This window comes from Leptospira gomenensis (assembly GCF_004770155.1).
In the GTDB taxonomy this organism is placed as follows: Bacteria; Spirochaetota; Leptospiria; order Leptospirales; family Leptospiraceae; genus Leptospira; species Leptospira gomenensis.
On record NZ_RQFA01000032.1, the window covers coordinates 161,410 to 177,201 of the forward strand.

At 45.5% G+C, this 15,792-nt stretch carries 12 protein-coding genes; 1 reads left to right on the top strand and 11 read right to left on the bottom strand.

Going from position 1 to position 15,792, the window contains the following annotated elements:
- Positions 1-134: 134 nt before the first annotated feature.
- From EHQ17_RS07390 to ispH, 10 genes are all read right to left on the bottom strand, one after another.
- A complete protein-coding gene (locus EHQ17_RS07390; protein WP_135590183.1) occupies positions 135-1,181 on the bottom strand; it encodes a protein-glutamate methylesterase/protein-glutamine glutaminase in 1,047 nt (348 codons plus the stop codon).
- On the bottom strand, positions 1,178-1,684 hold the full coding sequence (locus EHQ17_RS07395) for a chemotaxis protein CheD (protein WP_135590182.1): 507 nt from the start codon (positions 1,682-1,684) through the stop codon (positions 1,178-1,180). Before EHQ17_RS07395 ends, EHQ17_RS07390 begins: the two co-directional genes overlap by 4 nt.
- Positions 1,681-2,196, bottom strand: coding sequence for a chemotaxis protein CheW (locus EHQ17_RS07400; RefSeq protein ID WP_135590181.1), 516 nt, complete (start codon positions 2,194-2,196; stop codon positions 1,681-1,683). Before EHQ17_RS07400 ends, EHQ17_RS07395 begins: the two co-directional genes overlap by 4 nt.
- Before the next feature lie 15 nt (positions 2,197-2,211).
- Entirely contained in the window at positions 2,212-5,145 is a 2,934-nt protein-coding gene (locus EHQ17_RS07405) for a methyl-accepting chemotaxis protein (protein WP_135590180.1), read from the bottom strand.
- A 95-nt stretch (positions 5,146-5,240) separates the two neighbouring features.
- The gene (locus EHQ17_RS07410; RefSeq protein WP_135590179.1) at positions 5,241-7,373 is read right to left on the bottom strand and encodes a chemotaxis protein CheA; all 2,133 of its coding nucleotides are present in this window, start codon (positions 7,371-7,373) and stop codon (positions 5,241-5,243) included.
- A gap of 1 nt (position 7,374) precedes the next feature.
- A complete protein-coding gene (locus EHQ17_RS07415) occupies positions 7,375-7,749 on the bottom strand; it encodes an STAS domain-containing protein (RefSeq protein ID WP_135590178.1) in 375 nt (124 codons plus the stop codon).
- 14 nt (positions 7,750-7,763) lie between these two features.
- Positions 7,764-8,126: a response regulator gene (locus EHQ17_RS07420; protein ID WP_135590177.1), complete on the bottom strand. Its 363-nt coding sequence runs from the start codon at positions 8,124-8,126 to the stop codon at positions 7,764-7,766.
- A gap of 10 nt (positions 8,127-8,136) precedes the next feature.
- Positions 8,137-9,399 carry a hybrid sensor histidine kinase/response regulator gene (locus EHQ17_RS07425; protein ID WP_135590176.1) on the bottom strand — a complete coding sequence of 421 codons (1,263 nt, stop codon included), beginning with the start codon at positions 9,397-9,399 and terminating at the stop codon, positions 8,137-8,139.
- On the bottom strand, positions 9,362-11,572 hold the full coding sequence (locus EHQ17_RS07430) for a PAS domain-containing sensor histidine kinase (protein WP_135590208.1): 2,211 nt from the start codon (positions 11,570-11,572) through the stop codon (positions 9,362-9,364). The genes EHQ17_RS07425 and EHQ17_RS07430 overlap by 38 nt, the downstream gene beginning before the upstream one ends.
- Before the next feature lie 294 nt (positions 11,573-11,866).
- Positions 11,867-12,805, bottom strand: a complete 939-nt coding sequence (ispH, locus tag EHQ17_RS07435) for a 4-hydroxy-3-methylbut-2-enyl diphosphate reductase (RefSeq protein WP_135594120.1) — start codon at positions 12,803-12,805, stop codon at positions 11,867-11,869.
- 252 nt (positions 12,806-13,057) lie between these two features.
- Between ispH and EHQ17_RS07440 the strand changes: the two genes are divergently transcribed.
- Positions 13,058-13,906 carry a flagellin N-terminal helical domain-containing protein gene (locus EHQ17_RS07440; protein WP_118956865.1) on the top strand — a complete coding sequence of 283 codons (849 nt, stop codon included), beginning with the start codon at positions 13,058-13,060 and terminating at the stop codon, positions 13,904-13,906.
- A 792-nt stretch (positions 13,907-14,698) separates the two neighbouring features.
- Here the strand turns inward: EHQ17_RS07440 and EHQ17_RS07450 are convergent.
- The gene (locus tag EHQ17_RS07450; protein ID WP_135594124.1) at positions 14,699-15,550 is read right to left on the bottom strand and encodes a flagellin N-terminal helical domain-containing protein; all 852 of its coding nucleotides are present in this window, start codon (positions 15,548-15,550) and stop codon (positions 14,699-14,701) included.
- Positions 15,551-15,792: the final 242 nt, after the last annotated feature.

The window sequence follows — 15,792 nt, forward strand, 5'->3', positions numbered from 1 at the left end:
ATGGGGATTCTTCGGTCCTGTTTCGGATCGGAGAATCCGTTTGTTCTAAATTCGAATCCTTCGGCTACACTTCAGGAACGGTACGAAACGAACGGTACGTTTTCCGGTCTAAAACGAAACGGACGGAAAAGAGTTCAAAAATTTTGAACCTCGTCCACGATTTTAGAAAGCGGAAGAATCGTGTCCACCGCTCCCCGAAGGATTGCTTCCTTGGGCATTCCGAAAACCACACAACTCGATTCGTCCTGTGCGATCGTAGTCGCTCCCGTTTGTCTCATCTTTAAAAGTCCGTTCGCTCCGTCGCTTCCCATTCCTGTCATGATGATTCCTTTCGAATTTTTGCCGGCCACTTGCGCGACGGATTGGAATAATACGTCAACGGAGGGTCTGTGTCGGTTCACGAGAGGACCGTCTAACACGCGTATGTGGAATTGCGCCCCGCTTAGATAAATTTCCATGTGTTTGTTACCGGGAGCGATATACGCGGAACCGACTTGAATTCGATCTCCGTTTTTAGCCTCTTTCACCTGAATTTCGCAAATATCGTTGAGACGATTGGCGAACGCTTCCGTAAATTTTTCCGGCATATGTTGAACGATCACGATTCCCGGACAATGAACGTCCAACTGCGTTAGGATATATTCCAAAGCCTGCGTTCCACCGGTGGATGTTCCGATTGCGATCAACTTGTCGGTCGTACTGATTTTGGAAAAATCCGGTTTGATCTGATTCCTATCGACAACGGAGTGGGAGATCTTTTTGCGCTCGGAGGAATAAGATTTGAATCTGGATTTCGCGGCCGCTTTGATTGCGTCCGTAAAGAGGATTTTGGATTCCTCCAAAAATCCTTTTACGCCTAACTTCGGTTTTTCGATGATTTCGACGGCACCCAGTTTCATCGCCAACAAGGCGGTTTCCGAATCCTTTTCCGCGAGAGAAGAACAGATGATTACGGGAGTGGGGCGCTCGGACATGATTTTCTTTAAAAAGGAAATTCCGTCCATACGAGGCATTTCGACGTCCAAGATAAAAACGTCCGGCCAGTCCGAGGCAAGTTTTTCGGCCGCAAAGATCGGATCGGACGCAAACCCGAAAATGTCTATTTCCGGATCCTCGTTTAAGATCTGCGTCAACGCTTGTCGCACGACCGCGGAATCGTCCACGATAAAAACCCGGATCATACGGCGCCTCCGGGTCTTTCGATATAAATTTCACCGTCCCACAAGGAGAAAAAAACTCTTCGATGAGAAAAACCTCCGAGGTCTTCGGAAGAAACACCGAGTCTATTTTTTTCCAGGATTTCTTTGACCGAGCGGATATTCTTGGTTCCTATGTCCCGAACCGACTTTATCTCCAGAAGTTTTTCTTCTTCCGTGGAAAACATCGAGGCTCCTCCGAACAGTTTGATTTGATATTGGGTAATCCTTCCTCCGGTTTCCAGAATCTGATCGAAAAAAAGTTGAACTGCGTCGTCCGCGTATTTAGCAAGCAACTCTTTGTTCTCTTCACCGGCGGGACGATTGGGAAGCATCACGTGCGCCATTCCTCCGTGCAAACTCACCGGATTCCAGAAACACACCGCAACACAAGATCCGAGAAGCGTACGAATTCTCAAATTCCTTTGCCCCCAATAAAATGCCCCGGGTTGTAAAAATAAATCCCGGACCAAATCCGGCTCCATCATTTCTCCTGAAGTATCTCTTCGGAGGTTTGTGTTTCCTCAAGAGAAGTCAGTTCGTCCAGATTCAGGATCTTATCGGTGTTAAGAATGATGATGAAGCCCGTTTCTTGACGAGCCATACCGTGAATAAAATCCACCTTAATCCGCGATCCGAACGTGGGAGCCGGCTCAATATTTTCGACGGAAATGGAAATGACCTCGTTCACGGATTCCACTAGGATTCCTAGATCGGTTTTCTCCTTTCCGCTTCCGGATTGCGAGGAATGTATTTCCACAATGATCACACACGTTTTTCGGTCGGGTTCCAATTTCTGTTTAAAGAATTTATGTTTTAAATCGACAACGGGAACCACGTTCCCCCGAAGATTGATTACCCCGGGTATGAATTCGGGCATCAAAGGAACGTTCGTAAGCCCGGAGTATTCTATTATTTCTTTAATGTGTAATATTCCGATTCCGTAACATTCTTCGCCCAGATAAAAGGTTAAGAATTGGTTGTCTTCCAAGGAGCTCATAACGCTGGTACCCGATCAGTATTTTTCGAACTTGTCCACGGGCGACATTCCGGCGGAATCCGGACGTTTTTTAGGAACACTTTCCCTTTTCGAAGGAGGTGCGGACGGTTTGTTCGCAACGGCGGAGCGGAACGAATCGCGAACGGGAGCACCGCCGTTAGCCGAATAACGCGGATCGCCTTCCGAAATTTTGAAAAACAAAACCGATTCCCGAAGTTGTTCGGCTTGAGAATTCATTTCCTCCGATATCGCGGCCAATTCCTCCGAAGCCGAGGCGTTCTGTTGCGACACCTGATCCAGTTGTCCCATAGCCTTATTGATTTCCGAAACGCCCGCCGCTTGTTCGTCGCTTGCCGCGGTGATTTCCTGAACTAAATCCGCCGTCTTCCGGATCGAAGGAACGATTTGTGAAATGAGATCGCCCGCTTTTTCGGCGATGGCGACGCTACTACTCGCCAAACTACTGATTTCGTTCGCCGACTTTTGACTTCTTTCCGCAAGTTTTCGGACTTCGGAAGCGACCACCGCAAATCCTTTCCCGTGGTCTCCGGCACGAGCTGCCTCGATAGCAGCGTTTAACGCGAGTAAGTTGGTTTGATACGCTATATCCTCGATGATACTGATCTTTTCCGCGATCTGTTTCATCGCTTTCACGGTTTCGATTACGGACGCACCGCCTTCCTCGGCATCCTTTGAGGACTTGGAAGATATCTGCTCCGTTTGCCGGGAATTTTGCGCGTTTTGATCTATCGATGCCGTCATCTCCTCGAGGGAAGAGGTGGTTTCTTCGACGCTGGCCGCCTGTTCGGACGCGCCTTGGCTGAGCGAATTCGCCGTGGATGAAACCTCGCTTGCAGAAGTCACCAGACTCGAGGAACGAACGATGATGTCTCCTATGATCTCGTTCAACTTATCTACGGTATTATTCGAATATTCCTTCAATTTACCGAAGGTTCCACGGTATTCATTGGTAATTTTTTGAGTCAGATTTCCCACGGAAATTCTTTCCAACGCGTCCACGACTTCGTTGAGTCCGCGATTGCTCACTTCCAGAAGTTGATTGATCGATTGACTAAGATTCAGAAAAAAACCGGTTTTGGATTCGATGACGATTCTTTTCGTAAAATCACCGTTAGCCGCCGAATTCACGATCCCTTCGACTTCCTCTTGAACGGATAATTCCGTAGTCACGTCGGACCATTCCACGACCGAACCGAGACGTTTTCCTTCCGAATCAAGAATCGGATTGGCGATGAGGTTAAAACTTCTGCCCCCGATATTGATCGAGGCCCGGTGGGAACCCGTAAACGTGCCCAGTAATCCTCGTTGATGCGTAGGATTTTTATGAAAGGAGTCGATACTCGATCCTACCAGGGCTTTCAAGTCGAAGTGGCTGAACTGTTTCTTTATATCCGATTCCCCGTTCTTAAACATTGCGATCACGGCTTTGTTCATATAACGAATATTGAATTCGTTATCGGCGATCATTACGTTGGTTGAAGTGCTGTCCAACGCGACTTTAACGCGGATCAGTTCCTCGTTTTCGATCCGACGTTCTTCCGCCATCCGATTCTGCTCCGTAACATCGGACCATTCCACGACCGAACCGAGACGTTTTCCTTCCCCGTCGATGATCGGATTGGCGATCAGATCAAAGCTCCTGCCTCCGATGGAAATCGAAGAACGGAAAGTATCCTCGAGTTTTTCCAAAAGGCTTCTCTGATGTGCGGGGTTTTTATGAAACGAATCTATATTCGTTCCCATGAGACCGTTCAGCTTAAAATTCCCCAACTGCTTTTGAATGTCCGTTTCCGCTTTTGAAAACATGGTACGAATCGCTTTGTTCATATAAACTATGTTTAGATTCCGGTCCGCCATCATGATGTTGGTGGAAACGTTATCCAACGCAAATTTAACTCGTGTTAGCTCTTCGTTTTCGATTCTTCTTTGTTCTGCGTTCTTATTTTGTTCGGTCACATCCGACCATTCCACGACCGTACCCAATTTATTTCCGCGACTATCGGTGATCGGATTGGCTATCAAATCGAAATCGCGTCCTCCGATGGAGATCGAGGATCGAAACGTGTCTGTAAGTTGAGCTAAAAGATTTCTTTGATGCGAAGGATTTTTATGAAACGAATCGATATTCATTCCGAGAAGTCCGCCGACGTTGAAATTCGCGAATTGTTTTTTGATATCCGCTTCCGCCTTAGAGAACATCTCTCGGATCGCCTTATTCATATAAACGACGTTTAAATTTCGGTCAGCCATCATGATATTCGTAGCGACGTTATCGACGGCAGTGCGCATCCGAAGCGATTCTTGTTCCAGTTTTTGGATCGATTTTGCGCCTGAAAATTGGGACCAAAATAAGAATACGAGTAAAAGTAGGGAAATTCCAGAGTAAACCCCGAGACGGAGATAAAAGCCGGATCCGCTCGCGGAATCGATCGAAACGTTTTCACTCTCGGTCAAAATCGATTTTAAAAGTTCGTTTCTCGCTTCCTTAAATTCGGACACATCGGAAAAAAAAGAGGAGCGCATCAAAGCGGTACGATCTCGGTCTAAGTCCTTGCTTTCGCCGATCTTTTCCTCCAACTCCTGTGCGGAAGAAAAGAGGATCGTTATTTTTTTTTCGAACTTTGCGGTTTCCGGTTTTTGGAAACTCCCGGATTCCGAAACGGCTTTTTTCAATTTCTTAAGCGAATCGATCGTTTCTTGCAGATCCGAGCGCAACTCGTCTTTTCCTTTTCCCGAAGAAAGATCTATTTGTATCTGCATCAGATCCTCCTCCGCTTTTGAAAGAGAAGTTTGTAACGAGGAGAAATATCGTAATCCTTCGTAAACCACCGTCTTCGCTCCGGTTTTCACATCGGAAAGGAATAAAAATGAAAGCCCGTTGACAAACAGGACCAACCCAATAAAAACCCCTAAGTTTTTTCTGAACATCGCTTCTCTCCAGACTTATAAATAAAAACGAACCCGAGGAATTATAAGAGTACTCGACATAGAGTCAATTTATTTTTACAGAATATTCTTATATATTAATTCAATCCCGATACTGTCTCCCTGATTCCGGTTTCCCTATCCCTAACGAAATTATATAAACCCGGAACGTCCAGTATGAACGCGATTTCTCCGCTCCCGAGGATGGACGTTCCGCTAAAACATTTAAGATTTCTGAATATGGAGCCCATAGGTCTGATAACGGACTGGACTTCCCCTTGCAGGTCGTTCACTATGATTCCGAAAGATTTTTCTTCGTATTCAAGAATTACTATATTCTCTTTTTCGTATTCATTTTTCTCCAAACAAAGAAGGGAGGATAGGTGTAGTACCGGCAACAATTCACCGCGCAGGTTCATCGTACCGGCTGCCATCCCGTTCAAAATGACCTTCGCCTCGACGGTCTCCCGAACGAGCTGCATAGGAACGATAAAATGGGACGATCCAGCCCTCACGAGGAAACCGTCGATAATGGCCAACGTCAAAGGTAAACGGATCAGAAACGAACTGCCGATATCCTTCCAGGATTGAATTTGAACGGTACCGCGAAGGGATTCGATATTTCTGAGCACTACGTCCATTCCGACGCCGCGACCCGAAAGATTAGTTACTTGTTCGGCCGTGGAAAAACCGGGTTGGAAGATCAGGGAATAAATTTCCGATTCGCTTAAAATCTGGTCTCGGGCGATCAGACCTTTTTCGATAGCCTTTGCGCGGATTTTGTCCGCGTTCAGCCCGCCTCCGTCGTCCTTGATTTCAATCAGAATACTTCCCGTTCCGTGACTCGCGGAAATTTGTAGTTTACCGATCGCAGGTTTTCCTTTTAACGTTCTCACTTCCGAAGTTTCGATTCCGTGATCCAACGCGTTTCGCAGGATGTGAACGATCGGATCGGCGATCTTTTCGATGACGGAACGATCCAATTCAGTTTCTCCTCCGAAGATTTCCAACTCCACTTGTTTGTTCAGTTCTTTGGAAAGATCTCGAACGACCCGTTTGTATTTATCAAAAAGATCCGCGATCGGAACCATACGCAGACTGAGCGCGTATTCCCGAATCTCGCTAACGAGACGATACAACGATTCGGAGGATTCGATAAGATGAGTATTTTCTGTTTCTATAATATTCCTGCTTAGATTCGCCTCTTGTGTGATCAATTCTCCCACCAAGGATATCAAAGCGTCGATTTTGGCCGAATCCACTCGCAACGTTTTCGTTTGAAGTTTGAGGGTTTCCGATTCTTTGGAAGTTCCAGAGGAAACGTCCGAAAATCCTTTTTCCAATTGACGGGGGCTCGGATCTCGTTTTCCTTCCTTCAAAATGGAAAACTCTTCGTATTTAAGAACATTTTGAATTTCTAATGCGTTTACGTACGCTTCCTTCCCCAAAGGGAAACTTTCCGCGTTTTCGGAAAAAAAACGCAACGGGCTGTGCGGGGGAAGTATTCTTATATAACTTCCTTCCTTTAGAAATTCCAGAGTGGAATCGATTTCGTCTCCGTTCGATCCGGACTCGTAGGATATCTCGAAACCCAGGTAACAATGCTCCGGATTCATCTCCTTCCACGCGGGAATGGATTCAGGATAGACGTAGAGGTGTTTTATTTTTCCGGAACCGGAAAGGTATTTCAAAAAAGTGAACGGATCTAACCCCGATTCGAATAGTTTATCGTTTGGAATCAGAGTAATTTGCCAGAATTTAGAGGTTGATCGATCTTCGTCCGAAGGGGCCGGAAATTCTGTCGAAAGGGACATGTCTTTTGCGGAAGAATCCGAAGAGAATTCGCCTAACAACTTTTTGGCGATAAGAAGCAACTCTGCCTGACGTTTAGAAGTTCTATCGTCTAGAACCAACGTTTCACCGACCAACGTCACCAACTTTCGGATATGATCGCAGGCCAAGAATAGGAATTCGATCGCTTCCTTACTCAGGGATTGTTTTCCCGAACGGACCCGATCCAAAAGGGTTTCCACGTCGTGCGTGAACGTTTCAATCTGCTCGTAACCGAACATTCCGGACGTTCCTTTGATCGTATGAACGGCTCGAAACACCGAGTGGATTTCATTCGAACTTTTGGGGTCCTTTTCCAAAACGAGAAGAGAGGATTCCATCGAAGACAGAAGCTCCTCCGATTCCGAAATGAACGTATCCCTGACTTCCGATAAATCCATATCAATTCTTTCCTGTTCCGTATAAAAACGAGAACTCCTTAAGGTCCTCTTTTTGAAGTTTGATCTTATCCCGTAAAAATCCAGTAAGTCCGTATAAATCGATTAATTTTAAAACGGCGTGGCTGTGATTGACGAAACGAACCGTTGAGTTCTTCGACTTGGCTTCCTTTTTTAAAGCCAATAAAATTTGCAAACCGGACGTATCCATCTTGGAAATTTTGGAGAGGTCGAGTTCTATCGACTTCCAGGATTCCTTGAGAATGGAATCCAGCTTTTCCTTAAATTCCGAAGCGTAATATATGGTAACTTCTCCACCGATCCAGAGTTTCAAAACGTTGTCGTTTTGGATTCGTTCCGTGTTCCATTCGAATGACATTGAATTTCGTCCGTTTACGGTAAAAGTTTTTGAATCGTTTGCACCAGTTCTTCCGGTGAAAACGGTTTCGTCAGCCAAGCCCTTGCTCCCGCGGCCAATCCTTCGCTTTTTACGTCCTCCTGCGATTCCGTGGTAAGCATGATAATCGGAACGAATTTATTTTTCGGATCTTTTTTGATCTCTTTGACAAAAGTGATTCCGTCCATATTCGGCATATTCATGTCGCTGACGATGATATCCACTTTATCATTTTGTAATTTATCAAGACCGTCCTTTCCATCCACGGCCTCCAGAATCTGGAATTCGAAATTGCTCAGATGAAGGTTGAGTATCTTTCGAAAAACCGCGGAATCGTCCACGATGAGAATCCGTTTCATTCCTATCTCCTTATTGAACCAATGGTAAAAAAATTTCCGCGAGTACACAAAGACTTACGTCCTGGGAAGTGTGATCGTTCGCGTTGTGAATAAAAAACAATCCGCCGTGTTTTCGTACGATGTGATCTACGGCGGTTAAACCGAGTCCCAATCCGAATTTTTCGAGATGACTTACGTTTTCCACGGGCGGATAGATCCGAAAAAAAGGTTGTATCACGAGTTGTTCGAACTTTTCGGGAATTCCTCCGTACGGCCTTGCATCCACGCGGTTTTTGAAGGTTATACAAAAATATCCCTGGTTAATGTTCGTAAAAATTTCGATCGGAGAATTTTGGGAGGAATACTTATACGCGTTGAGAAACAATTCCTCGAAAGCGAGATATAATACGTTCAAATTTACGTTTATCTTATATTCTCTTTTGAAAACTGGCAGATTCACGGTCAAACCCTTCGACGAGAGAAAATCGTTCAATAAATCCGGCAACTCCTTGATTTTAGAAAGAACGTCGCTCGTGGAAATCAATTTCGGATTTAGATCCTCGTCGATGAGATTGAGGAGTTTTTCCAAACCCAAGAGCATATTTTTTGTGATCCGGTTGTTCGTAAGAAGAAGGTCCATAACCTCCTTATCGATCTTATAGAAACCGCCTTCCGGAATTTTGATGGAGTCAACCATATCCAAAAGGCTCGTAGTGGCTCCGATTCCGCTTCCTTGCGAAAGGGAGGTTTTGAGACTGTAGATGGAGGTTTTTTCGAAGGATTCGTTGTCCGATTTGCGGATCGTTTCTTTATAGGTGAGCCATTCCAATTGGCTTCTCAGTTTTTGACTTTCTATCTCGGCGAGATTTTGCTCCATATTCCTTAGGTAACAATAATTCAAAGCCTTTTGTAGGGTTTTCAAAAATATATCCGGGTAAATCGGTTTGATGATATAGTCGAAAACTCCGAGTTTCATGATCTCTATGATCTTATCGGACGTGCCCACCGCGGTTTGGACCAGAACGACCGCGTTGGGATGCGATTCGCGCAAGTGCGTCAAAAATGTAACACCGTCCATCACGGGCATCATCAGATCCAATATAAAAATGGAATACGATTGACTTTCCAACTTCTGAAGCGCTTCGGCTCCGTTGGCGGCGACGTCGTGTTTGACGCCGAGTTCGTCGCATAAACTTTCCAAAAGAATACTGTTTTCGCGTTTATCTTCCACGATTAAAACCGGTTCGTTCGGAATTCTATGCGTAGTCGTTTTCTTTTTCAACTCGGCTTCCAAAGGTTCTCTCCTTTTGAATTTCGATCAGGATCGATTTCAATTTGTCTAATGAAAACGGATTTTGAATCGTATAGTCCGGGAAAAAAGGAAGCAACTCCTCGCGAAAGGGTAGAGGGATTTCCGCGCTTTCCAGGAGAATGAGGCTGCAATTTTTTTTTACTTTTTGAAGCCATCCTCTCAGAAGTTTTACGATTTCCGTCTCTTCCAACAGAAGACGTGAATCGTATAACAAAATCATATTCGAATCGAGGTTTTTTTGAGGAATCTTCGAAAAATCTTCCGTGATACGAATCGAAATATAATTCTGAAAGTTATAGGTAAAATAACGTTCGATGGCCGTATCGTATATCCTATCTTGGATGGCGGTTATGATACAAGAAGTCCTTAACTCGATCGGATAATCGTTTTCCTTCGTTTCATTGTTCGTCGCTTCATCGTTCCCGTTCGAATCGATCGGTGTTACCGCCGATGAGTTGCGGGGAAGAACGATTCGAAAACAAGAACCTTGGTCCGGTTTACTTTCCACTTCTATCGTTCCCCCGTGCGCTTCCACGATGTTTTTTACGATTGCGAGTCCCAAACCGCTTCCCTCGAACTCGCCTCTGTTTTCGCCTTTGATCTGATAGAACGTCTCGAAGATTCTCCGTATCTCCTCTTCGGGGATTCCTACTCCCGAATCTATGACTTCGATTTCGTATCCTCGCTCCGTACGTTTCAAAACCGTGTTTACTCTTCCGCCGGTGGGAGTGAATTTGATCGAGTTTCCGAGAAGATTGAGCAGAACCTGACGGATCCGTTTCGCGTCCGCTTCCACTTCGTATTCGCCTTCTTCGGGAATGACCGTGAAGCCGATTTCTATCTTTTTGGTGATCGCTTCTCCAGAAATCATTTCCACGGAACTGAAAACCAAATCCTTGAGATCGAATCCGGAGCGATTGAGGATCAACTTACCGGCTTCGATCCGGGACAAATCGAGGATATCGTTGATTACGTTTAATAAATGAACTCCCGAATGAAAGATGAGATCCTTATAACGATTCTCTTTTTCCATGTCCTTGGGAAGTTGCATCAGACGCGAAAAACCTATGATGGAATTCAGGGGGGTCCTGAGCTCGTGACTCATATTGGCCAAAAATTCGGATTTGGCCCGATTGGCCGTTTCCGCCCTTTCTTTCTGGAGATTCAGCTCTTCGGTTCTTTGTTTTACCAAAACCTCCAGAGTCTCTCGGTGTAATTTCAATTCTTCTAATATGTTTTTTCTTTCTAGAAATACGCTGATCAGATCCACGAAGGTTCTGATCGTAAAAATCTCCTCTTTTGCGACATTGGTCGTCTTGAAGTTTTCGAATCCCGCGAAACCGAACCATTCGTTCGACACGAATAGGGGAATGAGCGTGATCGATCGGATGTTTCTCGTCTCGAAAAAAGTCCTTTCCTTTTCGGGGAAATCCGAGGAGGGAGTTCCCTGTAGAAAACCTCCGGAAGAAAAAACTTTTTTCCAACGCATGTAATTTTCTGAATATTCTAAATTTTGATTTATTATTCCGGAGGACGCAGGAAGGGAAGGGTCGGTAACTTCCAAAAACAATTCCGCTTTCGTTTCATCCTTAGAATTTTTATAAAGATACAACCTTTCCGAATCTACGAATACGAGAAACTGCTCCATCGCGTATTTCAGAGTTTTAAGATCCGCGGACGTGGACAAAAGGATCTGCGTCGCGGCGGTAATTCCCATTTCCAACCGAAGTCTTTTCGTAGCGGTTTCCCCTTTTTTTACCTTTTCCGTGATATCCCTCTGTACGGATACGAAGTAGATAGGCTTTCCATTCTCGTCTCGAATGGAAGAGATACTCCATTCCACATTGTAAGGAACGCCGTCTTTTTTGTAGTTCACAGCTTCCCCGGAAAAATCTTCTCCCGCTTGTAAGGCAACTTTCAGTTTTTCCATAAACTTTCGATTACTTAAGGGACCCTGGAGAAGTCGGGGTGATTGGCCGATCAGTTCGGAAGATTCGTAGCCGGTCATCTTACAGAACGCAGGATTTGCATAGACGATTTTCGGCCCCGGGAAGTCCAACTCCGCGTCGGTAACCAAAATGGAATCGGATACCTGATTCACCAGGATCTCATACAATTCCTGCGAGTGACTTAAGCTGGTCGTTTCCTGATGCACGGGCCGATACGGTTCATCATTTTTCCAAAAGATCAATAATTTTCCAAAACGGATTCAAATTCTTGAATATTCGAGAAGTAAAAAATTCTAAAATATAAATTTATAATTTCTTGATATTATTCCAACAATCCCGCTCTTTTCGATGAAATACGAGCCTCAACTTAGAAAATGGGTCCGTTTTCTAAGTTTTATATTCTTTTTTTCTGATATTAGCGAGAAATCACGAATTTTTACGGTTGAAATTCGCGGGAAGAAACATTCCGAAATAAACGCTCCGGAATGGACGACCGTTTTTTAGGAAAGTAGATTGGAGGGAAGTTTGAAATTCATAGAATCCTCTCTGGATCCGGGGAAAAGTCCCACTTCCGCGTTCGGATAAAAAGCCTTTAACTTAGAGATGATTTCGTCCACCAAAACCTGGGGAGTGGAAGCGCCGGCGGTTAATCCTAAAATTCTAATTTCATTATTTTGAATATACTCTTTGGAAAGATCGTCCGCCCCCGTCACTTTGAAGGAATGCGGTTTCGATTTTTGAGCGAGCTGCAAAAGACGAAGAGAATTGGAACTGTTATCCGCGCCGATCACGAGCATCGCGTCGATCGCGTCCATCATCAAAGAAACGGCTTCCTGTCTTTCGGTGGTCGCATAACAAATATCGTCTTTCGCGGGATGTTCGACAAAAGGAAACGTCTTCGCGATTTGATCCACGACGTTCTTCGTGTCCGCAACGGAAAGGGTGGTCTGCATCAAATAGGTGAGCGGTTTGTTCGGATCGATCTTATCCTTCAGACGGATCACGTCTTCGGGGGATTCCACGAGATACATGGACGCTTCTCCCATAGTTCCGATCGCTTCGTCGTGTCCCTCGTGTCCGATGTAGATGATTTGGTGCGTATCTTTGATCTTGCGCGCTTTTCTGTGAACGCGTGTAACCAGAGGACAGGTCGCGTCTCCGATCTTCATTCCTCTTTTTTTTGCGGAATCGACGACGGAAGGAGCCACACCGTGCGCCGAAAAAACGACCGTCGCTCCGTCCGGGGCTTCGTCGAGATCGTTGATAAAACGGATTCCTCGTTTTTTCATGTCTTCCACAACGCGGCGGTTGTGTACGATTTCTTTACGGACGTAAATCTGTTCCGCGGAGTTGGCCTGAACCTGTTCCACGTAAGAAATCGCATACTTCACACCGGCACAAAATCCTCTAGGATTGGCTAAATAGATCTTTTCTAACATGATGTCTCCGCTCGAGTACCATTCTAAGAAACTCGTTTCAGCAAAGAATCAAAAAAAATTCCCGCGCGCTTACGATCCCTTAACGCGACATAGCGAAATCCGATAGGAAGCGGTTTTTTATCATAGAATCTCCAAAAAAAGTGCGTTATCGGATTTTACGGACGCGTCGATGGATTCTTTGAAAAGGTCAAGGAAGACCTTTGAAAAATCATTACCCCCTTTTTAAGGGAATCGGATTCAAGGAGGAACCGAATGATTATCAACCATAACGTCAGTGCCATTTTCGCGCACAGAACATTGAAGTTCAATAGCGAAAACATGGGAAAGGACATCGAGAAATTGTCCTCCGGAATGAGAATCAACCGCGCAGGCGATGATGCTTCCGGTCTTGCAGTGTCCGAAAAAATGAGAACTCAGATTCTGGGTCTCAGAAGAGCGGAAATGAACACTGAAGATGGTATGTCTCTGATACAGACTACTGAAGGATATCTCCAGGAAACTCATGAAATCGTTCAGAGAATCCGGGTTCTTGCTGTTCAAGCTGCCAACGGTATTTATACCGAGGAAGACAGACAACAGATCCAAGTGGAAGTTTCTCAGTTGGTGGACGAGATCGACCGGATCGCTTCTCAAGCTGAATTCAACAAAATGAAACTCCTTACCGGAGCTTTCGCGAGATTGAATCCAACTGCGAGTATGTGGTTTCACATGGGTGCAAACATGCACCAAAGAGAAAGAGTTTACATTGAAACGATGAATACGGCGGCATTGGGACTTAGAAACCCGACCGTTTTAACGTTTATCTCTCTTTCTACTGCCGGCAAGGCGAACTCGGTAATCGGATTGGCCGATGATGCGCTCCGTTCCATCTCTAAACAGAGAGCGGACTTGGGTGCGTATTACAACCGTCTGGAACACGCAGCGAAAGGTCTCATGAACGCTTATGAGAACATCCAAGCGGCCGAATCCAGAATCCGCGATACCGATATGGCCGAGCAAATGACTAGCTTCACGCGTTATCAGATCCTGACTCAGGCTGCGACCGCGATGCTGGCCCAGGCCAATATGAAACCGCAAACGGTTCTCCAGTTACTGAAGTAAACTGAAAGCGCCGTTTCTTCCGGCTGAAAGACCTTAAATTTCAGCCGGAAGAGTTAAGCAAACGCCGGAAATGACGATATCTAAAATGGATTTATAATTCCCGTTATAAATCGCCGTACGACTCTGAAGCCCGAGTATTCTTCAAAAGAATCTTCGGGCTTTTTTTTCTTTTCGTTTCGGTGGGAGGTTGCCCTAAAAACAAGACGTTTTTTCGGCAAAAGGTGTGGGCTCGTCTTGATTAGCGTAATCGCGCAGAATCGAGTGTGCATCTTTATGTGCGACACGGAAACTTATCCGATGGATTCTGTCTTTTCCTATCGAATTCCGTCACAGGAACTTGTCCGATGGGTTCCGCTTCTTCCATGTCAGATTCCTCCGCGGCTTCTTGTCATGGGGAGAATGGCGATTCGGATCATGATTCGGCTTCCGAATAGATTTACGAAAACTTGGATCGTGATTCTAAGGGTTTTATCCTGGAACTTTTCCCGTATATTTGCTTTGGAAACAGGGGAAATTGACTCCGAGCAACGTATTCGCTTTCTGGAATATTCAAAAAGAAGAATTCATTTTTACCGCTTCGCCCACTCGGCAAAAACGGGGCAAAAAATGATAAACCGAAACGATCGACAAACTAAAAAAAGTCATCGAACGCGCGCGCTGCAAAACGAAAAGCCGCTTCGAATTTTTTCGAAGCGGCTTTTTCAGCCGAGGTTCGCCTAAAAATCTACGTTTCAAGAAAATCCGACGTTCTCAAGCGTCGATCCAAAAGCGAAGGATTCTTTTCCAAAAGAATCAGCCGAATCGGTCGCTTAACAATTTCACCACTTGATCGGGTCTCATGTTCGCCTGTGCGAGCATCGCGGAACCGCTCTTTGTGAGAATCTGATTTCTGGTATAATCCACGATCTGTTCCGCCATGTCCGCGTCCCTCACACGGCTTTCAGCGGCGACCATATTCACGTAGCTGGATTGTAATCCCTGAGAAGTGATTTCCAGACGATTGTAATACGCTCCGAGATCGGCTCTTTGCTGATTCACCTTGGAAATCGCCGTGTCCAAAATCCCGATCATCGCGTTCGCGCTTGCGGGGGAGGAGAGGGCTTGTTTTTTTCCGTTGGCAACCAACTGAAGACCGGTCGCGTTCATGGAATCGATGAAGATATCGAGCTTCTCGTTCTGATTCGGACCGACTTGGAGCTGAATCGGCTTGTTAGCTTGTTTGGAATGATCGCCCGAAAGAGGTTTGATATGGTTGAACTCGGCGGATTTACCGATTCTGTCCACTTCCTCGATGAGCTGATCCACTTCGAGCTGAACCAATTTGCGATCCTCGTTCGAATAGATTCCGTTCGAAGTTTGGATCGAAAGTTCCCTGAGTCTTTGGAGGATATTGTTCACTTGCTCGAGCGTTCCTTCCGTAACCTGGATGAAGGAAACTCCGTCCATCACGTTACGCTCCGCTTGAGCAAGACCGCGGATCTGGGTCCGCATCTTTTCGGACATCGCGAACCCGAGCGCGTCGTCACCGGCGCGATTGATCCGCAGACCCGTGGAAAGTTTTTCCATGGTCTTGTCCAATTCCTTGTTTACACTCTTCAGTACGTTGTTCGTCCTGAGCGCGCTAATGTTGTGATTGATGATCATTGTCACAACCTCCCTGTCAATGTTACCCGGATCCGTCCGGGCCGATGTTTGGGGCGATTGGATCGCCTTTGTTTTTCCACTGCGAACCTTCACTCTGTCTCGAGACGGAGAAGAAAGTTTTTATATTTTTTTCCTAAAGTCTTGTGCGGAGGGAGCCGAACTTAAGTTTAGGGTTATTTTGTCAAAATACTACAAAGCATTTTGGTCAAAAGCAACTCTTTTCCTTTCCTTGCCAAAAAAAT

Bases quoted from the DNA above. Each gene is read 5' to 3' on its own strand.
- EHQ17_RS07410 (WP_135590179.1), bottom strand. From the start codon at position 7,373: ATGGATTTATCGGAAGTCAGGGATACGTTCATTTCGGAATCGGAGGAG.
- EHQ17_RS07450 (WP_135594124.1), bottom strand. From the start codon at position 15,550: ATGATCATCAATCACAACATTAGCGCGCTCAGGACGAACAACGTACTG.
- EHQ17_RS07415 (WP_135590178.1), bottom strand. From the start codon at position 7,749: ATGTCATTCGAATGGAACACGGAACGAATCCAAAACGACAACGTTTTG.
- ispH (WP_135594120.1), bottom strand. From the start codon at position 12,805: ATGTTAGAAAAGATCTATTTAGCCAATCCTAGAGGATTTTGTGCCGGT.
- EHQ17_RS07390 (WP_135590183.1), bottom strand. From the start codon at position 1,181: ATGATCCGGGTTTTTATCGTGGACGATTCCGCGGTCGTGCGACAAGCG.
- EHQ17_RS07440 (WP_118956865.1), top strand. From the start codon at position 13,058: ATGATTATCAACCATAACGTCAGTGCCATTTTCGCGCACAGAACATTG.
- EHQ17_RS07420 (WP_135590177.1), bottom strand. From the start codon at position 8,126: ATGAAACGGATTCTCATCGTGGACGATTCCGCGGTTTTTCGAAAGATA.
- EHQ17_RS07400 (WP_135590181.1), bottom strand. From the start codon at position 2,196: ATGAGCTCCTTGGAAGACAACCAATTCTTAACCTTTTATCTGGGCGAA.
- EHQ17_RS07405 (WP_135590180.1), bottom strand. From the start codon at position 5,145: ATGTTCAGAAAAAACTTAGGGGTTTTTATTGGGTTGGTCCTGTTTGTC.
- EHQ17_RS07395 (WP_135590182.1), bottom strand. From the start codon at position 1,684: ATGATGGAGCCGGATTTGGTCCGGGATTTATTTTTACAACCCGGGGCA.